This is a genomic window from Haloimpatiens myeolchijeotgali, from assembly GCF_042688525.2.
GTDB lineage: Bacteria > Bacillota > Clostridia > Clostridiales > Clostridiaceae > Haloimpatiens.
On sequence record NZ_JBHWAB010000001.1, the window covers coordinates 2,801,954 to 2,823,775 of the forward strand.

Consider the following 21,822-nt stretch of genomic DNA (forward strand, 5'->3'; position numbering starts at 1 on the left):
TTCATAATTACTCTCTCTTATATAATATGATTAATTTAACTTTTTTAACTAAATTATTTAGAAAATTTTAATTCCTTTTTCATAAGTTCCTTTCCCACTACCGTATTATCAAAAATTTCTTTAGCTACATCTATATATTCTTCTGGATTATTTAAAGCAGGACTAAAATGTGTAAGCCATAATTCTTTTACTTTTCCTTCTTTTGCAATATGTGCTGCCTCACTAAAAAGCATATGTTTGTTTTTAAGTGCTTTTTCTAAATTATCATTATCTCCATACATTCCCTCACATATAAATAAATCAGAATCTTGTACAAAATCAACTAATCCTAATGTAGGTCTACTGTCTGTACAATAGCAAACTTTTAATCCTTTTCTTTCATCCCCTAATACCATATCTGGGGTTATTGTTTTACCTTCTAAATTCACAGTATTACCTTTTTGTAGTTTATTCCAAAATTCTACTGGAATATTATTTTTCACTGCCTTTTGTGGATCAAATATTCTATTTCTCTTAACTCCAATAGAATATGCTGCACATGTTACACTATGATCAACATATATAGAACTTATACAATATCTACCATGACAAAAACTATTTAATCCTTCCTCTGGTATTTCAATTAAATTTAATTTATATGGTAAATAAGGAACTATTACCATAAGTCCTTTTATAATTTCATGCAATCCTTTAGGCCCAATAATAGTCATTGGTTCTGTTCTTTCACTGTTTCCTATAGTAGATAATAATCCTGGAAGTCCAACAATATGATCAGGATGGTAATGAGTAAAACATATAATATCAATGTTTTTAAGACCCCATCCTATTTTTTTCAGTTGTACCTGTGTTCCTTCACCACAATCTATTAAAATCATTTTTCCATTACAGCTTCCAATCATTGCTGTAAGCGCTCTATTTGGAAGAGGCATTGTTCCACCTGTACCTAGTAATGCTATCTTAAACATCTTTTTATCCCCTCTATTAAAATCTTTAAAGGTAATTATACCACACGAGGGATAAAAAGTAATTTTTCACTCCACTTACCACATCTATCTCCAAAACATCCAATTACTTTACCATTTTCTAATATTTTTACTACTTCACATCTATTTGGACATCCACTACACTCAAAACTTGTTGACACAAATTCACTATTAGCAATATCAAAGCCTTTAAAGTTAGTTTTTCTATTTGTTTTTTCAAGTCGCTCTTTTGCTATAATTGCAGCTCCTATAGCTCCCATAACATTAAAATGAGGTGGTATAAATATCTCATGTCCAAGTTCCTCCTCAAAAGCAGCTTTCATACCTATATTTGCAGCTACTCCTCCTTGGAAAAATATTTTAGGTTGTATATCCTTACCCTTTGCCACATTATTTAAATAGTTTCTTACTAAAGCCTCGCAAAGTCCTTTTATAATATCACAAGGTTCATAGCCTAACTGTTGTTTATGTATCATATCCGATTCAGCAAAAACAGCACATCTACCAGCTATTCTTACAGCCATTTTGGATTTCAATGCGTATTCTCCGAATTTTTCAATTGGTATTTCTAGTCTTTCAGCTTGCCTGTCTAAAAATGAACCTGTACCTGCTGCACAAACAGTATTCATAGCAAAATCTGTAACTATTCCATCTTTTAAAATTATTATTTTAGAATCTTGACCTCCTATTTCTAAAATAGTCCTAACTTCCTTATCAATATCTAATGATGCTACTGCATGCGCTGTTATTTCATTTTTTACAGCATCAGCACCAACTAAAAAGGATGCAATAGCTCTTCCACTGCCAGTAGTACCTACAGCTTTTATTTCCTTATCATCATATTTATCTTTTAAAATTTTAAATCCTTCTTGTACTGCTTTTATTGGTCTTCCTTTAGTTCTTAAATAAATTTCATCAACAACATTCATTGATTCATCTAAAAGTACAATATCAGTACTTACAGAACCCACATCTACTCCTAAATAATACAACGCTCACGTCTCCTCTCTAACAAATCTAAAAATGCTTCAATCCTTGTTATATATCCATTTTCCCCACTCATTTCATCCATAACTAATGTCATAATAGGAAAATCTTTATCTCTTGATATAGTAGGTAAAATTGATTTACTCACAATCTCAGGCATGCATCCCATTGGAAATAGTTGTATAGCACCATCAAATCCATTTTTATATGAAAGTACTGCTTCTCCAATACATTCTCTTGCATGCCCTCCTATATATAAAGGTAAGTATTCATTTGATGCTTTTCTCATTTTTATTGAATTTAATTTAAAAGTTTTAAGTGCAGCATCTTTTACCCACCAAGTTGGAGTAAGCATCCTTTTTGTACATACACCATAATCCATCAGTTTATCTTCTATATATAAATTAGAGAAAGGTTCTATTACTGTATAAATTTCTCCCATTACTGAAATTTTGATAGGATTCTTGCTTTTATCTATTGGTATATGAATAAGTTTTTTTCTATAACTTTTTAATATATTAACAGCTTCCTCAGAATTAGTTGTATTTACAACATCCATTCTGCATTTATGGAGTAATTTTTTACATTCTCCCTTATTTACTTCATATCCAGCTAGATAATGGGCTTTTTCTTCTATCCCATCTACTAATTTTTGTGCTTTCCAAGCTCTTAAAGCACACTTTATTATCTCTCCATTACTTTTTTTACTATCTGAAACTATTTTAGATACCCTTCTTAAGAACTCTTCTTTTCCAATATCATCACAATAATCTAGAACTATGAAATTTACATTGTATCCAAGTTTTTTTAATAAATTCATTTGTAATTCACTATATTCTCCAAATCTACATGGTCCACAACTTCCTACAATCAAAACCGTATCTGCACCTTTTTCAATAGCCTGTATATAGTTTCCTATCATTATCTTGAAAGGTAAACACATTTCTTCTGGAGAATATAAAGATCCAACTTTAAGCGCAGCTTTATTACTTACAGGAGGTATAACATATTCTACTCCTATACCATCGAAAAAAATTTTAGCTGCAATGTATACGTTCCCTAGATGGGGAAATGTTATCTTCAAACTTTTTCCTCCTCTCTATCATATCAACAAATGCTTCCACTCTAGTATCAAATCCACCCTGTCCAGTTTGTTCATCTACTTTCAATACTAAAAATGGAAAGTCTCTTACTTTTTCTTTAATTAGTTCTATTACAACAGAATCTATTCCACAGGCAAAAGATGATATATAAATTATTCCGTCTACTTTTTTGTTTTGTGACAAATATACACTTGATCCATAAGAATTTCTTGCAAAAGTCCAAAATGGCTTTTTGTAAAGTTCTTTTACTTTTTTATCTATTTCACTCTTATTTACAAATTCTTCTGTAATTACTCCTACTCCTGATTTATTTAACTTCTTTTTAATATTCATATTTACAAAATTATCTTGTACATTATACGGATGTCCAATTAAGGCAATTTTCATTTCATAATCTTCATCATTTATACCACTTTCATATTTTCTTTGTTTATCCAATGCTTTAAGATATGCTTCTCTTATCTTTTTCTTATTATTTGTTACCATTTTTCCAACTTTATATATATATTTATGAAAAACTTTACTATCGTTGGCATAAATAGGTTCCATAGTTATAGGAGGCATATTAGGTATACTATTTATTATCATCTCTGGTAATCCACAAAATTTAGGACATATATATTCTCTATCTTCAAGTCTCATAATCCTAGGAACAAAGATCAAATCACATTTATCTTTTATAGAAGCTACATGCCCATGAAATATTTTGATAGGAAGACATGCGTCATCAACTGCATATTTTACTCCTAAATTTAATATATTTTTATTAGTATCTTCAGAAGTAATAATTTCACATCCTAGTTCCTGAAAAAACTCTTCTGCCAAAACATGATATTTGCAGTATAAAAGTCCTTTAGGAATTCCTATTTTCATTTAATCCCCTCTTTTCATACTTATATTTAAATTTTTATGTAATACATTACCATTTGTTATTATTGGACACTTTTATTTAAAAATATACGTAATAAAATAAAAATCTCAGTTTCCATTAAATAATGAAAGCTGAGAAAACCTTATCCTATTAATTTTTTCCAAGTAGCTTTTCCTACTACTCCATCTACATTTAACCTATTTTCATTTTGAAATTTCATTACTGCTACCCTTGTCATATTTCCAAATATACCATCTACATATATGTTCAATCTCCACTGTAAATATCTAGTTTCTGTATATTTATCAGTACCTATTTTCAATAATGGCTTACTTAAGATATCTTTTATTGCACCCCAGGTAGTTTCATTTACACTACCATCAGCTTCTTGTTTTATAACATACTGAAATTTTTCTATACATACTTTTGTATTAGTTTCCTCTATACCGTTTTCTACTAACAAATTTCCTTTAGAATCTCCTATTTTAAACCTATTTAATATTTTCTGAATTTCTAAAATTGGTATTGAGGAACTTTGTTCATTAACTTCTTTTTTCAAAATTAATCCCCCCAACTAGATAATTAAACAAAGTTAAGATATTAAATATATATGATAAAAATTAAGTATTATGAATTATAGATTAAGATTGTTAATTTTAGTAATAAAAAATTCCTTACTATCATATTTTTACTATAGAAATAAACTCGAGGTGATTTAAATGAAGAAAATCAATATACCTTTTGTAATTATAGGCATTATACTATTATCAACTATCTTGTTTTCAGCTTGTTCTATTCCTATATCTTCAAAACAAAAAAAACCTAATAATCAATATTATTATAATTTATTAGCAAATAATATAGTTTATAATAAAAAATATACTATTTCTGTTTTAGATACAAATTTTTATAAAAATAAAAAAGTAGAAAATAAAAATTTATCAATATTAATGCATTTTATGAATTCTATAAGTAAAAATAATTTTATAAAAAAACCAAATGATTTACCATCAAAACCAGCTTACAAATTGTTTTTTGAATTTAAAAATGAAAAATTTGTTATAAATATTTATAATGAAAAATATATTTCTATTTATCCATGGGATGGTAAATATGAAATGGATTATTTAGATATGAGCAATGTATATGCTGCTTATAATCTATATGGTTTTTGTAAGTATTTAATTCCAGAAAATAATGACTAAAAAATAGCTGCTGCGGGAAATGATATCTTGCTCAGAAACCTTTCACTTCAGTAACAAGTTCAAATGTTTCTTACGCAATATATCATTTTCCTTCGCTAGCTAGTATTTTTTTACTACAAAAGTCGAGTAATAATAAAATGGTGAACAGCCCATTTCTTTTTATAGATTTTACTCTAAATATACAATTTCATTTCTCTTATTATATCTTTTTAATATGTTAATAAAATTTTTACCAAGAGTAATTGAAAATATTATGTTTCCAATACAGTGCATAGTATCTTGAGGAAAACTTAACGCTATTCCTGTTACAACACTTTTGAAAGTTATTGGTCTTATAAATTCAATTACATACCACTGGTCTAATATAATACCATATATATATCCCCATACTCCACAAAATATAGTAAATAATATTATACCTTTTTTATTAATGATGGGTTTAAGTGCTCCAAAAAATACTCCACACATTCCCCATGCAATCATTTGCCAAAGTGTCCAAGGGCCTTGTCCTAAAAAAAAGTTAGATATTAATGCACACATAGCACCTACCATAAAACCATTTATACTGCCTAGTGTGTATCCTGCAACTGCACAAATAAAAGTAACAGGTTGAACTCCAGGTATTACTGCAAATGGCACTCTCAAGACTCCTCCTATAGTTGCTAGTACTGCAATTACAACCATATCCTTAGAATTAATTGTCTTTGTTTCAAATAAAACAACAAATGTTATCAAAATATATATCATAGATAATTCTACTATTCTAGGAATACTTATATTTACATATGTCATAATGCAAACCATAAAAATATATAATATTATCATAAAACTTCCTATTTTTTTACTCATTTTATCACCTTTAATAGATTAATAGCATCTTGTGTCTTTACGATTTTACACTTATTTTTGAAGACTTTAGCAACTTGTGAAGAATAGTATATTGAATCATAAATTATATCTTCAGTATTTCCACTAGCTACAATTTCTCCATTAAACATTAAAAATAGTTTATCAGTATAATCTGCTGTAAAATCAGAATCATGTGTAATTATTACAATGCTTTTCCCTTCTTTTGAAAGATTTCTTATTATTGTTCCTAATTTTTCTTTTGAACTTGAATCCATTCCTCTAGTAGGTTCATCTAATATTAATATATCGGGATTAGTTACAATAGTCGCTGCAATACCGACTCTTTGCTTTTCACCTCCACTTAAATCACGAGGGTTTCTATCTTTTAAATTATATATATCTAAATCTTCCATAATCTTTTTTACTCTGTTTTCATCATATTCATCAATATTCTTTAATGTATATGCAACCTCTTGAAGCACTGTATCTCTCCCAAAATAATCATTAGGATTTTGAGATAAATATCCTATTTTCTTTATTTTATCCTTATAATTTAATTTTTTTATGTTTACATTGTCTATTGTTACTGATCCTTTAAATTTTTTTATCAATCCACATACTATTTTAAATAAGGTACTTTTTCCTGCTCCATTCTCACCCATTACAGATATAACTTCACCTTTATAAACCTTTAAATTTATATTATCCAGTACTTTATTATTTTTTTTATATTCAAAATTTAACCTTCTAACTTCAAAGGCTAATGATTTATTATCCTTATCTTTGTGCTTTGGAACATTATATTCTATATTAACATTTTCAATAAATTTTCTACCCTCTTTTACATTAATAGGTATGTTAGTCCTCCCAGCTTTTTTATAAACATATGCCAATGAAGGGATAAAATATTTTTTATCTATGTTTTCTGGAATATTATGAGGAGTTCCTTCCCCTACTATAGTTCCATTTTCCATAAACACTACTTTGTCAGCCATATCAAAACATTTATCAATTCTTTGTTCAACTAATATAACTGTTTTTCCTATATCTCTATTTAGTTTTTTTATACAATTTAAAACTTCTTCTGCCGCTATAGGATCTAATTGTGATACTGGTTCATCAAATAATATTATATCTGGATCCATAGATACAACAGATGCTATAGCAACTTTTTGTTTTTCTCCTCCTGATATTTCAGTTGTAATTTTATGTCTTATATTATTTATATTTAGTAAAGACATAACCTCACAAACATTTCTTTTCATTTTGTTAATCTCTGTATTAAAATTTTCAAGCCCAAATGCTATTTCTCTCTCAACATCTTGTAAAACTATCTGTTTTTCAGGATGTTGATATACCATTCCTACACTTTTTACAATATCTTCTCTTTTTAATTTTTTTATATCATTTCCTTTTAAATAAATATTTCCTTTTATAGTACCACCATAATAATCAGGAATTATTCTATTTATCATTCTCAATAGTGTAGATTTTCCACATCCTGATGGTCCAACTATAAGTACGAATTCACCTTCATTTACAGTAAGATTTATATCTTTCAAAGCACTCTTTTTACTATCACCATACCAAAAAGTAACATCTTTTAAATTTAAGATTTCCATAGGTTCCACCCCCAATTTACAATGGTAGGTATAAAGGTTGTTGCACATAAAATCCATCCAAATATTGAAGTTTTATGTATAAGAGAATCAACTAAAGGATAGAAATTAAATGAATTATATCCTTTTATATTAAATAAAACTATGTAAACAAATATAGATAAAGCAAAAAGGATAAATATTATATCCCAAAGTTTAAATTTTTCATCAAAATAGGAACTTTTCTTTCCAATACCATAACCTCTAGCATACATCGCTTCTGCTCTATCTTGAGAATCTTCTAAACTTGATAAAAATAATATATTTAAACTACTACCTATTCCTTTTATTTTTTTTATAAAACTTTTATCTTCAATAGAATTTCCTCTTAATTTTTCAATTTGTGATATATTATCATAAGACATTATAAATTCTGGGAAAAGTCTTATGATTAGATTCATTAAGAATCCTGTTTTTTTTAGATATTTACTTAAAAAACTAAAGCTTCTATCAGGATGTAATATTAAGTTACCAAATCCTAAAACAAGAGTGATACATACTATTCTAATTCCACTAAATATTCCATATAAAACTGCCTCTAGTGTTATTCTTATTATCCCTTCATATAATATTGTATCTCCTTTATTATATAAAATGGGATTTAAAATCATTATTAATATTGCAAATGGAAGTATCATTTTTACATAGCTTAAAAGTTCACTTATACATCCGTCTACTATAGATAATGAAATTAAAGAAAATAACATTATTATTAAATATATAGGATTGTTTATTAATAAAAATGAAAAAAAATATACCATAATCATTAATATATTAGTAAGAGGATGTAATTTTTGAATAAAACTTTGTCTTTCTCTATATACAAGCATTTTATCACCCTTTTGAAATTTATTATCTCAACTTTCGCAGGTGAAAAATAGTCGCTGCGGAAAATGATATCTTGCTCAGAAACCTTTCACTTCAGTAACAAGTTCTAAGCTTTACTCATATTGAAAAAAGATTTTTTAATTAATATTCCGTAGGAATCAGTAATTAAAAAATAACTTTTTTCAAATTCGTAAAGCTAAGAACTTGTAAACTTTGTTCAAATGTTTCTTACGCAATATATCATTTCCCTTCGCTACACAGTATTTTTGTCCTGCGAAAGTTGAATTATTATTTAACAGTTATTGTCACTGGTAAAGGTCTTAGTAAATCCTTTAATTTTTTACTATTAATTCTTTCAGCACTTAAAGTATATGTTCCAGGTTTGTTGAACTTTACTGTTGCCCTTCCATGTGCATCTGTAATAGCTTTTTTACCACCATTACAATATGGCTTACCATTTACATATATTGTGGCATTTTTAGCTGGTTCTCTATATTCTTTCCATGTATTTATATCATTTTTTATTCCATTTAAAGTTATTGTTACAGGTTTACCTACTCCTACACTTTTTTTATCAACTTTCATTTCTGTAACTAGAGTATCAAAGCCATAAGCACCAAAATACCAAAGTATTTCTTCTCCTCCCTTTATAGGCTTTCCTTGACATCCTATGTTAGGAAGTACATCCCCTACTCTATACATCCATCCTGAAGTATTTCTATGATCAAATTCTCTATCTCCATTTATCATGGCAATGTATAATGACCAACCATAATCTTGAAGGTCATATCCTTTTCCATGATGATATCCTTTAGATTCTAGTAATTTTACTAAAGCATGAGCTACTGTTGGTTCCTTGAATCTCTCTACTCCCCATCCCTTAGAAGGTGTAGCTGATGAACCTGATGCTCTTCCAAGGTATGGATTCAAATCATAAATTCCTGTTGTAACTTTAGTTCTAGGTACTACTGTTCCATTATATCCTTCAACCCTCATATATACAGTTACTTTTTTATTATTTGAAGGTTTCTTTTTTGATTTTGTACTTTTTGTACTGTTTGAAGGTTTATTTACTGCAACTTTTTTAGATTGTTTTTCAGAACTTTTATCATTTTTTACAGCTTCTTTTTTACCATCATTTGCATCTGCTTCTTTTTTATCACTTTCTTCTTTTGATTTATCTTTATCATCTTTTTTAGAACTTTCTTCTTTTTTTTCTTTATCCTCTTGCTTCTTATCTTTATTATTTTCATTAATTTTTTCATCACTTTGTTTTTTAGTATCCTTACTATCTTGTTTCTGTTCTACTCTTGTTTTTTGTGCATAAACACTTTTTGATGAGTTTTTATGATTTTTTATAACTAATCCAGAAACAAGTATTATACCTAATAATATTATTGGTAATATTATCTTTAGCTTACTCTTCATAATTTTCATATATAATCATTCTCCTTATATATTGACTTTGTAAACTAAAATTATATACATATAATTATTTTGTGATTTTATTATCTACAGCATTTTTTACCTTTTTGCTTATTACAGATTCTCCTCCTAACAAAAATACAGAATCAACTTTATTTTTATCAATGAAATTAATTTGTTTATTTAAAGAACTATCATTTATTAATAATAATGAAGCATTTAATTTTGATGCTAGTGCACTACCTGCTAAGGCATCTGGATAGTTTTGTCCTGATGCTAAAACTATAGATTCACCATTATTAAAAAATTCATTTACTTTCAATGATGTTTCATATCTATCTTTTCCACACAATCTAACTATTTTAGCTTTACTACATAAACCTTTAGCTTGTTTTTCAATATTATTGTTTAATACTCCTTGTCCACCAATTACAAATATTTTACTAGGTTGAACTTTCTTAATGATTTTTTTGATATTTTCAGGTATAGTAGTTTTATTACTCAATAATATAGGATAACCCTCTATAGCTGCTGGTGCACTAATACTTAATGCATCTGCAAAACTATTTCCATTTACAATAACTAATGGAGTAGAAGTTTTTACATTAAATTCATTAACTATTTTACTGCAAGTTTCTATTCTATTTTTACCACATATTCTTTGTATATTTTTATATCCTAAAGCTTTAAATTTTGTTACAAAAACATCACTTACTACGCCATTTCCACCTAATATAAATATTTTTCCGTTTTTATCTAAATTACTTTGTATATAATTAACTGTGTCTTTGCTATCATTTAAATTCTTTCCTATTAATAAAATAGGTGCATCTAATTTCTTAGAAAGAACACTTCCTGCTAAGGCATCTGCAAATCCATATCCTGAAGTTACTATAACATTGCTTAATTTTTCTCCACTTTTTCTCTCTTTATCTAGTTCTTTTGCTATTTGTACTGAAGTTTGTATTCTATTTTTACCATATATTCTTTGAACTTTATCATTACCAGTAACAACAAATAAATCTTTATCTGTTGTTTCTATTTTCTCATCTTCCTTATTTTCGTTAGCTTGTCCTAAACCATTTTTGTATGTTTCAGGCTGTTTTTTATTATCGAACCAATATATAGATCCTTTTTTACTTTCAAAATCTCTATATGAAATTAAAGCTTGAATTGCCTGTTCTGTAGACATTCCATTTACACCTTCACTGCCATCCATTAAATGATAAAACTCTCCATTTGATTGTTGAAATCTTAATAAATTTTCAACTAAATTTCTATCTTTAGTAAACTTACTACAAGTAGGATCTATTCCATTAGCACAAAGTCCTATAATAGTTTGAGCACAACTTTCACTATTATTTTCAGTAAACCAAGAATTGAAACCTCCATCTTTTCTTTGAACTTTTGAAAGCCAATTTACTGCTTCTTCTATTGCATCTTTAACTTTTTTTCCATCTTCACTTACATAATCATGATAAGGTGCAAGTGATATTAATGTCATTGATGTTATATCTACATCACTCTTAGAACCATTCATATTTAAATCCCAACCACCATCACTATTTCTATGATGAAGTACATAATCTAACATATATTGTCTTGAGTATTTAGCATTTTTAGGAATTTCATAATTTTTTGTATCTAATGCTATTAATCCATATATAACACCATTTAAACCTTGAAAATCCAGTTCACGTTCAGGCTTTTTAGAATCATGATAATTATATATTTTATCAAGTAAATTATATCCACCTACATTTGTTGGATCTCCTCCTGCTGCAACAACACCAAGAGTAATTCTTTCATAATCTGTAACTTTATAAAAATATCCTTTTGATTCTTTTAATAACTTGTTTTTTTCATTTAAATAGTCTTTGTTATAGTTATTTGGAAGTTTTAATCCTGACTTATTAAAAGCTACTGTTTTCCAGTCACTACTCCAAGTACCATTTTTTATTATATATTTATATGTTTTTTCAATTGAACCATTGACTTTATCAACTAACTTACTATTTTGTGCATATACTTTTGAGTCTGGCATATTAAAAATTGAAACTGTACACGCTAACAAAAATATCATCACATATGATAAAATTGATTTTAATTTTTTTCTCATATTATCACCTTTTTCGTTATATTTTTATTTATGTTTTTGCTGTATTTAATTAATTTACCTTAATTGTTACTGGTAAAGGTCTTACTATATCCTTTAAGTTTTTACTGTTAATTCTTTCAGCACTTAAAGTATATGTACCTTTTTTATTAAATTTTATTGTTACCCTGCCATGTGCATCAGTAATAGCTTTTTTACTGCCATTACAATAAGGCTTTCCATTTACATATATTGTGGCATTTTTAGCTGGCTCTCTAAATTCTTTCCATGTATTTATATCATTTTTTATTCCATTTAAAGTTATTGTTATAGGTTTACCTACTCCTACACTTCTTTTATCAACCTTCATTTCAGTAACTAAAGTATCAAATCCATAAGCACCAAAATACCAAAGTATTTCTTCTCCACCTTTTATAGGTTTTCCTTGACATCCTATGTTAGGAAGAACATTGCCCACTCTATACATCCAACCTGAAGTATTTCTGTGATCAAACTCTCTATCTCCATTTATCATAGCTATATATAATCCCCATCCATAATCTTGAAAATCATATCCACTTCCATGGTGATACCCTTTAGATTCTAGTAATTTTACTAAAGCATGTGCTACTGTAGGCTCTTTAAATCTCTCTACTCCCCATCCTTTAGAAGGTGTAGCTGATGAACCTGATGCTCTTCCAAGGTATGGATTCAAATCAAAAATTCCTGTTGTAACCTTTTGTCTAGGAACTATTGTTCCATTGTATCCTTCAACCCTCATATATACACTTACTTGTTTATTATTTAAAGGTTTCTTTTTTGATTTTGTATTTTTTGTGCTATTTGAAGGTTTATTTACTGCAACTTTTTTAGATTGATTTTCAGAACTTTTATCATTTTTTACATCTTCTTTTTTACTATCACTTGCAGAAGCTTCTTTTTTATCCTTTTCTTCTTTTGATTTATCTTTATCATCTTTTTTAGCACTTTCTTCTTTCTTTTCTTTATCCTCCTGCTTCTTCTCTTCATTCTTTTCATTAGTTTTTTTATCAATTTGTTTCTTAGTATCCTTACTATCTTGCTTCTGTTCTACTCTTGTTTTTTCACCATAAACACTTTTTGATGAGTTTTTATGATTTTTTATAACCAGACCAGAAACAAGTATTATACCTAGCAATATTATAGGTAATATTATTTTTAGCTTACTCTTTATATTTTTCATATAATCATTCTCCTTATATGAGTATCAATTAGATCTCAGATAAAATCTATACTTAATCTGAAATCTAATTGACATTACTAAGCTTTGCAACTACTACTTAAGTCTTCCCACAACAACATTTTTGTCTTTCATATATTGTGAATCTAAAGTTATCCACTTTTTATTTTTTGTGTCATACCAATTTATTTTTAAACTTCTCTTACTCATATTCTTTACTTCATTAGAATTTACTTTCATTACAACATATACATATTCTTTATCTATATTTATCTTTTCTTCTTTATTATTTTTATCTACTTTAAATGCTGATAAATTATACACTTTTGATAAAATGTTGTTTTTCTTTGATATACTGCTGCATAAACTTTTATTCACAGCATCTTTAAGTATATTCTTTCTTATTTCAATGTGTTCATCTGCTTTAATATTTGGTAATACATCATATGGTATTGTAATTCCTGAATTACTAAATGAAACTTTTACTCCTATATTTTTATTTTTTAATGCTTTTACTGTATCTCCTTTTATTTTTAATACAACATTTTCTTTCTTATCGTTAATTTTTATTGGAACTACTGCAACTTCTTTTTTAATTTTTTCTTTTTCCTTATCATCTTTCGCTTTTGGAATAGCTTTTTTTATTATTTCACTAATTTTATCTGCAGACCCTATACATACTGAATATGATGCTGTATATTCTTCTTTATCACCTTTTATTTCTTTTTGTAATTTATTACTATCTACAGAATTTTCATTTATCTCATCTTTTGCATCTTTTACTAATTGACTTTCTTCTTCTTTCTTTTGTTTTTCATCTTCTTTGCCATCTTTTACAGCATCACCTTCTACATCTATTTCAACTGGTAGAGGGCGAACTATATCAATTTTATTCCCCTGTGACTTCTTATATCTTACTGCAGATAATTCATATTTACCTGCTCTTTTAAATTTCAAAGTTGCCTTTCCATCAGAATCTGTTTTAACAACCTTTCCATCAACTTTAAATTCTTTTCCATCCACAAAAATAGTTGCATTTGATATTTTCTCTGAATTTTTATCATAATGACTTACTTTATCCTCTCCACCAGCTCCTGAAGTTGTAAATCCGTCTAAAGTAACAGATACTTCTTCTCCTGGTTTAACGGATGTTTTATTTGCATGTAATTTTGTAACTGCAGTATCAAATCCATAGGCTCCATAAAACCATAGTATCTCATCACCATCTTCTAATGGTTTTGCATTACATCCTACTGGTGGTAACTGTCCATTTACACTATACATCCATCCTGACATTGGTCCTTCATCAAATTCTCTGTCGCCATCCATCATAGCTATATATAATGACCAACCATAGTCTTGAAAATCATAATTTACACCATGATTATTTAATACTTTAACTACAGCATGAGCATTTGTAGGCTCATTAAATTTATCTATTCCCCAGCCTTTAGATTTAGTTGCTGAAGAACCTGAAGCTGGTCCTAAATAAGGACTAAGATCAAAAAGTCCAACTTTTACTTTAGTTCTTGGAACTATAGTGTGGTCATATCCTTCAACTCTTATATGAACTGTTACTTTTTTCTTCTTTTTCTTTCTTCCTTTTGCTTTTCCTCATCACTTTTGCTTGGATCTGTTTCACCATCTGATTTAATTACCTCTACATTACAACTAACTTTTTTCCTTTCAGATACACTAATAGCTTGAATAATAACTTTCCCTTTTGATTTTGAAGTAACTTTTCCGTTATCATCAACAGAAGCTATTTTAGGATTTGTAGATATCCAAACTATCTTCTTATTTGTAGCATTTTCTGGAATTATAGTTGCCGTTAATGTTTCTGCTTGTCCTTCTTTTAACTTAATTGAAGTTTTATTTAACTTTATCTCTTGTACTCCTATGAAAGCTCCTGTAGAAAAGTTAAAATCTTTTGATTCTCCTCCTACTTTAACTCTCCCATTGTAATTAATATTTGATGCTGTTTTAAATTCAAATTGGAAATTACCGTTTTCATCAGTTTTATCTGCATCTATATAATATTTTTTATCTTGATTCCAAGTTTCTATCATTACATTTTGTGATTTATGATCTGAGGTTCCAGATACCGTTATGTTTCCATTTTCATTTTTTACATTAACATTAACTTCTGCAAAAGCTGTAGTTGTCATCATAATTGTCAACATTAATGACATGAAAATTTTCCATACTTTTTTCATTGTTATACCTCCTAATAACTTTTACTCTACTTCTATCTCTACTACATTTGACAAAATATTCATTTTATCTGGGTCTAAATCATCACATACTATAGCTTTCACTTTATAATTTCCTTTTGGAGGTATTGAAAATCCACCTGCAAATTCATCATTTTCACCAGCTTTTATATTCTTTTTAATATAGCTGTAATTTAACATTTCATTTGTATCTTTATCATATAATACAACTGCAAAAGTCACTTCTTTATCTTCTTTCAAATTGTTCTTAATACTAAACTTAACATTTGCATCTGAATTTTTCTTTAACTTGCCTTCACCAATTCTAGTAACTATAAAATCTTTTTTTTCTGAAGGTTTAACATTTTCATCTTTTCCAAAATAATATATAGAATTTTTACCATTACAATATTTACTTCCCATATCTAAAAAAATTTTATATGCATCAAGAGCTTGAAATGCTTGCTCTGTAGACATTCCATTTACACCCTGGCTGCCATCCATTAAATGATAAAATTCTCCATTTGATTGTTGAAATCTCAATAAATTTTCAACTAAGTTTCTATCCTTAGTAAATTTCTCACATGTAGGATTTATTCCATTAGCACAAAGTCCTATAATAGTTTGAGCACAGCTTTCACTATTATTTTGAGTAAACCAAGAATTAAAACCTCCATCTTTTCTTTGAACTTTTGAAAGCCAATTTACTGCTTCTTCTACAGCATCTTTAACTTTTTTTCCACTTTTACTTACGTAATCATGATAAGGTGCAAGTGCTATTAATGTCATTGATGTTATATCTACATCACTATTAGAACCATTCATACATAAATCCCAACCACCATCACTATTTCTGTGATTAAGTACATAATCTAACATATATTCTCTTGAATATTTAGCATTCTTAGGAACTTCATAATTTTTTGTATCTAATGCTATTAATCCATATATAACACCATTCAATCCTTGAAAATCTAGCTTTCTTTGAGGTTTTTGAGGATCATAAAAATTATATATTTTATCAAGTAAATTATATCCACCTACATTTCTTGGATCTCCTCCTGCTGCAACAACTCCAAGAGTAATTCTTTCATAATCTGTAACTTTATAAAAATGTCCTTTGGATTCTATTAATAATTTATTTCTTCCATCTAAATAGTTTTTATTATAATCCTTTGGAATTTCAATACCTGATTTACTAAAAGCTACTGTTTTCCAATCACTACTCCAAGTATTATTTTTAATTACAAAATCTTGTACCTTTTGTATAGCTTGATTTACTCTTTCTGTTAACCCTTTATTTGATGCAACAACAACAAGACATTGTGCTTTATTTTTGTCTTTTTCATCTTCATCCCCATTTTTGATATTAACTGTAATTTTAGCTGTACCTTGTTTCTTAGCAGTAACCTTACCATTTTTATCAACTGATGCTACTTCTTCATCATTTGATGACCATATTAAATCATCATTTGAAACATCTTTTGATTCTATAGTTGCTTTTAATGAAACGCTTTGTCCTACTTTTAAATCTACTAAAGTTTTATCTAAAGTTATTTTTGGCAGCTTTTTATATGTTACTTTATAAGTTTTTTCTGCCTTATTACCAGCCTTATCAATAGCTTCTATTTTTATTGAATTTTCTCCCTCTTTTAATGTTACTGTATATTCTCCATTATTTTCTTTAACTATTTCATCATTTAGTTTAACTGTTACATCAACTTTTCCATCTACATTATCATTAGCTGATACTTTAAATTTCAATTCTTCTTTATTTACTACTTGTCCATTTGTTATTTTTTCAACCTTTATAGTTGGCGCAGTAGTATCTTTTTCATGTGGTTCATCTGGGCTTGTACTTTCACCTACAAAAGAGAATATAGAACCTTTACCTTCTAGAAAATAAATATATTGAACCAAAGCTGTTACTGCTTTTTCAGTTGCTATACAATTCATTTCCTCTAAACTAACTTTATCATCACAAAATCCACCATACTCAGATAAAGCAAAATCTTTTTGCTTAAATTGATAAGAAAGTAATTTATCAATTAAATTTATATCATTTTTGGTAAATTCTTCACTTGTAGGATCTATTCCATTTGCACAAAGTCCTGTAATAACTTCTGCACAAACAACACTTGGCCAACAATCTGAATTATATCCACCTTTTGCATTTTGTACTTTTGATAAATAATCTACTGATTTTTTTATAGCTTCCTTTACTTTTGGATATTTATCATCATTATATGGAGCTAAACTTGTTATTATATTTGCGGTTATTTCAAGATCAGGATTACTATCTTCTTCTGAATATTTCCATCCACCTTCTTCACATTGCAATTCTAGTATCTTATCTATTATCTTCTCTCTATTCCATTTAGCATTTTCTGGTGCTTTATACTTTTTAGTATCCAATAAAAGTAATGCATTAGATAAGTCTTCTAAACTATTTTCAAGATCAAAATCACATATTTTCTCTATAACATTTATTCCATCTGCATCTGTAATATCACCACCAGATGCCATAAGTCCTAAAGCTTCTGGTACATAATAAAATAAATCTTCCTCTCCATTTCCTTGTAATTCTTTTATTTCATTTATTTTTCTTTCCTTATAATCTGATGGAAACAATTGTCTTTTTTCACACTTTGAAAGAGCATTTCTTTCTCTTTCTATTTTAGTCTTATGATAATAATCTTTTTCATCTGCACTTTCCCAATTTGCAAGATCTTCCTTTACCTTTTTACTTCCATACTTTGAAAGAGCAACTCTAATATTGCTTGCTCCATAATACTCATCTTTTTTGAACTATCTTGAAACTTTGAATCTACATAATAAATTATATAATCTATGGATTTTCTAACTTTATCTTTATAACTATTATTCTGTTTTGCATATACTTTTTTAGTATTTATTGCAAATGGTGCGCATATTGAAACTATCATCAAAAAACTCATAATAAATGACAATAATTTTTCACTCTTCATTTTTCTCATTTTATACTTCCTCCCTTTTCATAGAAGTAATTAATTTATGTAAATGTAATTTTTTTCATTATTTATACTTATATTAAGCAACCAAATATACACTAAAATGATTGCTTAATATAAGTTTTAGTAAACTACAACTATCTTACAGTTATTTCAATAGGTTCAGGTCTTACAATATCTATTTTGTTATCTCTATATCTTACTGCTGATATCACATATTTTCCTTTTCTATTAAACTTTAAAACAGCTTTACCATTCTTATCAGTTTTTACTACATTATCATTAACTTTGTATTCTTCACCATTTACAAGTATTACAGCATTTTCTACTGGAGTTTTTACTTCATCATATTTATCTACTTCATCACTACCAGAACAACCTGTAGTTTGTATACCATTTAAAGTTATATTTACTTTACCACCTCTACGTACTACCTTTTTATCTGACTCCATTCTTGTAAATACATTATCAAATCCATAAGCTCCATAATACCAAACTATATTGTCACCATCTTCTAATGGTTTTCCATTACAACCTACTGGTGGAAGAGAACCATTTACATTGTACATCCATCCAGACATTCCTTGATGGTCATGTTCTCTATCTCCTCCTATCATTGCTATATATAGACTCCAACCATAGTCTTGGAAATCAAATACATTTGGTCCATCACTTTCTCCTTCTTGTTGTTGATGCATTTTACATATATGTGTAAGAGCATATACAATTGCATGTGCATTAGTTGGATTGTCAAATTTACTTACATCCCAACCATTAGAATGTGTTGCTGAAGAGCCGCTAGCTCCTCCTAAATCTTCAGAAATATCATAAAGTGGAACATCTATTTCTTTTGTAGGAAGTATTGTATGGTCATATCCTTCAATACGTATAGATACATGTTTTGTATTTTCTTTAATATCTATCTTTAGAGTATCTTTTACTTCTGGTTTGTCTTTTAGTGCTGCTGTTATTACAGCTGTTCCAGATGACAAAGTTATAAATTTGTTTGGAAGTTTTTCATCCATTCTTCCTACTTTTTCATCATTTACACTAAATACTAAATTTTCATTAGGAATAATTTTATTATTTTGATCTTGAACAGTAAGTTCAATTTTATTACCTACTTTTATATTTCCTGTAACTTCATTTATTTTTATTGAAGTAATTTCATTGTTTGCATTTTGTAAAGCTTTCATTAATTCTTCAGCTTCAACACTTTTTTCATCTTCTTCATTTTTATTTACTGCATCTGCATTTAATTTTTCTTGTTCCTCTTTGTTTTCTTCATTATTTAATTTTTGTTCAACATCTTTTTCATTATCAACATTTATTTTATCTTCTTTTTTAGTCTCTTCATTTTCTTGTTTATCAACACTTGTTTTATCTTCTTCTTTAACTTCCTTATCTTCTTTATTAACACTTGTTTTGTCTTCTTTTTTAATTTCCTTATCTTCTTTTTTATTAACGTCCTTAGTTATTTTGTTAATATCCTTGTCCTTATTTTCATTACTTACATTTTTCTTTGATTTATCTACTTTTACTGATGCGTCTGTCTTCTTATTTTCTTCTGCATATACTTTTTGTCCACCTGATATTCCAGATGAAATCAAAGAAAATATCATCAAAAAGCTTACTGCAAATGAACATATTTTTTTAAACATATTTTCTCCTCCTCTATTTGTTTTAATAATTTTTTAATTAATACCTGTCCCCCTTCACATATATTTATTTGGATGTTAAAATTAATTTGGATGTTTTTATTTTTTCAGCATTAATCAATGTTTGGATGTTTTATTTTATTGATTCATCAAATTTTGATAAACTCAATGCACATTGTGCACGGTTTACTGTTTGATTTTCATTAAAATTTTTGTATAAAATATTATCTATTTTTACGTTTTTATCTTTAAATTTAGATGCATTGATTAATGCTGCTTTTAACTCATTTCCTGTTATTTCTTTATCTTTATCTCCTTTTTTGTTAAGACCATTGATGCCTTTAAATATTCCTTTTTCAATACAAAGTTCTATATAGTTATCATCACTATCTATTTTTAATACATCATTATTTTTTTCATCATTTGCAAATTTAAGTTCATCTCCACTATATTTTTTATAAAATTCACTTTGAAGATTTAATAGATTTATTAGATATCTTGCAAATTCTCCTTTTGTCACCTTCTTATCTGGTTTAAAAGTTCCATCTTTGTATGTATCAATTACATAATCATAAACCATTTTTATTGCTTCATCATAACCGTAATCTCCTGGTTTAAAATCTGAATATAATATTTTTTGTGCTTTAGGTTTATTGTCTTCAAATAATTTGTCATAAGTTGTTTTCCCATTATATGCATCAGCCATGCCATATAAACACTCATATGTTGTCATGCTGTTATCATATACTGGAAGCATATCTTTTTCATCTAGTACATGAGTAAATGCTCCATTTTTTAATTGGTATTTAAGCATAAAAGTAACTGGGTTTTGTCCTTTATCCTTTTCCCACTCTTTATCCATAGGATTTTCTCCATACATTAAAAGTGCCTGCATAGCCCAAACATTACTTTCAGGATTCTCTACTCCCCAAGATTTAAATCCTCCATTATCTAGCTGCTGTTTTTTCAAAAAGTTTAAAGCTCTTTTTACTGGTGGATAATCTTTATCTACACCAAAAATACTAAATGCCATTAGACATGCTGCTGTCATATCTACATCTGAAACAGTTTTTAAATAATCCTCTTTGTCATCATAATCTTTTACATCCCATGTAAATCCTCCATCATGATGTTGATTTTTTTCAAGCCATCTTACAGCCTTATCTCTATTAGGTATTGGTTCTCCTGCACAATGAAGTGCTATAGCACCAAAACAATGTGCATTTATAAGATCATTTCCAACAGGCTTTTTAGTCTTTCTATCTTCTACTGAATCTGCAAAATGACCATTATCAAGCATTGTTTCTTTAACAGTTTTTACAAAATCAATTTCTCCAAAATTTCTAGGATTTTTTCTAGCAGAAGTTATTCCTATTATGGTTCTTTCATAATCAGTATTTTTAGTTTTTGAAAGTCCTTGTCCCTGTTTTACCTGTTGTTCTCTCCAATAAGCTGCATTCTTTCCATCTACAGTCCATACCTCACCACTTATGTCTTCTCCAAAACCATAAAGCCCTAATGCAGGCCAATCCAATATACCTGCAAATTTTTGTTTTTTATAATTGTCATAATAATATTGAATAGTTTTTTGAGATGCTTCATATACTTGTTTTTTTAGCTTTCTTCTTCTATAAGCATTACTATTCAAATATCCAACAGTTCCTATAATCAATATACCTACTAAAATAGGAACAAGGATTTTAAGTGCTTTTTTCTTTTTCATCTTTACCCTCCTTTG

At 27.9% G+C, this 21,822-nt stretch carries 18 protein-coding genes; 1 reads left to right on the forward strand and 17 read right to left on the reverse strand.

From position 1 onward, the window contains the following. Positions 1–53: 53 nt before the first annotated feature. From ACFIJ5_RS12575 to ACFIJ5_RS12595, 5 genes are all read right to left on the reverse strand, one after another. Complete coding sequence (locus ACFIJ5_RS12575) at positions 54–965, reverse strand: ribonuclease Z (protein ID WP_379807530.1); 912 nt, start codon at positions 963–965, stop codon at positions 54–56. Positions 966–1,000: 35 nt separating this feature from the next. Further along, positions 1,001–1,975 carry an acyl-CoA dehydratase activase gene (locus ACFIJ5_RS12580; RefSeq protein WP_379807532.1) on the reverse strand — a complete coding sequence of 325 codons (975 nt, stop codon included), beginning with the start codon at positions 1,973–1,975 and terminating at the stop codon, positions 1,001–1,003. Further along, positions 1,963–3,054 (reverse strand): 2-hydroxyglutaryl-CoA dehydratase, encoded by a 1,092-nt coding sequence (locus tag ACFIJ5_RS12585; protein WP_379807534.1) that lies wholly within the window; start codon positions 3,052–3,054, stop codon positions 1,963–1,965. Before ACFIJ5_RS12585 ends, ACFIJ5_RS12580 begins: the two co-directional genes overlap by 13 nt. Continuing rightward, complete coding sequence (locus tag ACFIJ5_RS12590; protein WP_379807536.1) at positions 3,008–3,946, reverse strand: acyl-CoA dehydratase activase-related protein; 939 nt, start codon at positions 3,944–3,946, stop codon at positions 3,008–3,010. The genes ACFIJ5_RS12585 and ACFIJ5_RS12590 overlap by 47 nt, the downstream gene beginning before the upstream one ends. Before the next feature lie 140 nt (positions 3,947–4,086). Next, positions 4,087–4,503 carry a peptidoglycan-binding domain-containing protein gene (locus ACFIJ5_RS12595; protein WP_379807538.1) on the reverse strand — a complete coding sequence of 139 codons (417 nt, stop codon included), beginning with the start codon at positions 4,501–4,503 and terminating at the stop codon, positions 4,087–4,089. A gap of 160 nt (positions 4,504–4,663) precedes the next feature. Between ACFIJ5_RS12595 and ACFIJ5_RS12600 the strand changes: the two genes are divergently transcribed. Then, entirely contained in the window at positions 4,664–5,149 is a 486-nt protein-coding gene (locus ACFIJ5_RS12600) for a DUF4883 family protein (protein WP_379807540.1), read from the forward strand. A 168-nt stretch (positions 5,150–5,317) separates the two neighbouring features. On the opposite strand, the gene ACFIJ5_RS12605 is transcribed toward ACFIJ5_RS12600, so the two are convergent. From ACFIJ5_RS12605 to ACFIJ5_RS12660, 12 genes are all read right to left on the reverse strand, one after another. Then, positions 5,318–5,998: an ECF transporter S component gene (locus ACFIJ5_RS12605; protein ID WP_379807542.1), complete on the reverse strand. Its 681-nt coding sequence runs from the start codon at positions 5,996–5,998 to the stop codon at positions 5,318–5,320. Beyond that, positions 5,995–7,620, reverse strand: coding sequence for an ABC transporter ATP-binding protein (locus ACFIJ5_RS12610; RefSeq protein WP_379807544.1), 1,626 nt, complete (start codon positions 7,618–7,620; stop codon positions 5,995–5,997). The genes ACFIJ5_RS12605 and ACFIJ5_RS12610 overlap by 4 nt, the downstream gene beginning before the upstream one ends. Further along, positions 7,608–8,486, reverse strand: a complete 879-nt coding sequence (locus ACFIJ5_RS12615; protein WP_379807546.1) for an energy-coupling factor transporter transmembrane component T family protein — start codon at positions 8,484–8,486, stop codon at positions 7,608–7,610. Before ACFIJ5_RS12615 ends, ACFIJ5_RS12610 begins: the two co-directional genes overlap by 13 nt. 286 nt (positions 8,487–8,772) lie before the next feature. Then, positions 8,773–9,921: a DUF4430 domain-containing protein gene (locus tag ACFIJ5_RS12620; RefSeq protein ID WP_379807548.1), complete on the reverse strand. Its 1,149-nt coding sequence runs from the start codon at positions 9,919–9,921 to the stop codon at positions 8,773–8,775. 55 nt (positions 9,922–9,976) lie between these two features. After that, complete coding sequence (locus tag ACFIJ5_RS12625; protein WP_379807550.1) at positions 9,977–12,028, reverse strand: cell wall-binding repeat-containing protein; 2,052 nt, start codon at positions 12,026–12,028, stop codon at positions 9,977–9,979. A 49-nt stretch (positions 12,029–12,077) separates the two neighbouring features. Then, positions 12,078–13,226 carry a DUF4430 domain-containing protein gene (locus ACFIJ5_RS12630; RefSeq protein WP_379807552.1) on the reverse strand — a complete coding sequence of 383 codons (1,149 nt, stop codon included), beginning with the start codon at positions 13,224–13,226 and terminating at the stop codon, positions 12,078–12,080. Positions 13,227–13,319: 93 nt separating this feature from the next. Further along, positions 13,320–14,789: a DUF4430 domain-containing protein gene (locus ACFIJ5_RS12635; RefSeq protein ID WP_379809610.1), complete on the reverse strand. Its 1,470-nt coding sequence runs from the start codon at positions 14,787–14,789 to the stop codon at positions 13,320–13,322. 8 nt (positions 14,790–14,797) lie between these two features. Next, positions 14,798–15,439, reverse strand: coding sequence for an Ig-like domain-containing protein (locus tag ACFIJ5_RS12640; protein ID WP_379807554.1), 642 nt, complete (start codon positions 15,437–15,439; stop codon positions 14,798–14,800). Positions 15,440–15,460: 21 nt separating this feature from the next. Further along, positions 15,461–18,067 carry an Ig-like domain-containing protein gene (locus tag ACFIJ5_RS12645; RefSeq protein WP_379807556.1) on the reverse strand — a complete coding sequence of 869 codons (2,607 nt, stop codon included), beginning with the start codon at positions 18,065–18,067 and terminating at the stop codon, positions 15,461–15,463. Between the two features lie 104 nt (positions 18,068–18,171). After that, positions 18,172–18,432, reverse strand: a complete 261-nt coding sequence (locus tag ACFIJ5_RS12650) for a hypothetical protein (protein WP_379807558.1) — start codon at positions 18,430–18,432, stop codon at positions 18,172–18,174. Positions 18,433–18,563: 131 nt separating this feature from the next. Beyond that, entirely contained in the window at positions 18,564–20,087 is a 1,524-nt protein-coding gene (locus ACFIJ5_RS12655) for a DUF4430 domain-containing protein (RefSeq protein WP_379807560.1), read from the reverse strand. Between the two features lie 130 nt (positions 20,088–20,217). After that, positions 20,218–21,807 carry a prenyltransferase/squalene oxidase repeat-containing protein gene (locus tag ACFIJ5_RS12660; RefSeq protein ID WP_379807562.1) on the reverse strand — a complete coding sequence of 530 codons (1,590 nt, stop codon included), beginning with the start codon at positions 21,805–21,807 and terminating at the stop codon, positions 20,218–20,220. Between the last annotated feature and the right edge of the window lie 15 nt (positions 21,808–21,822).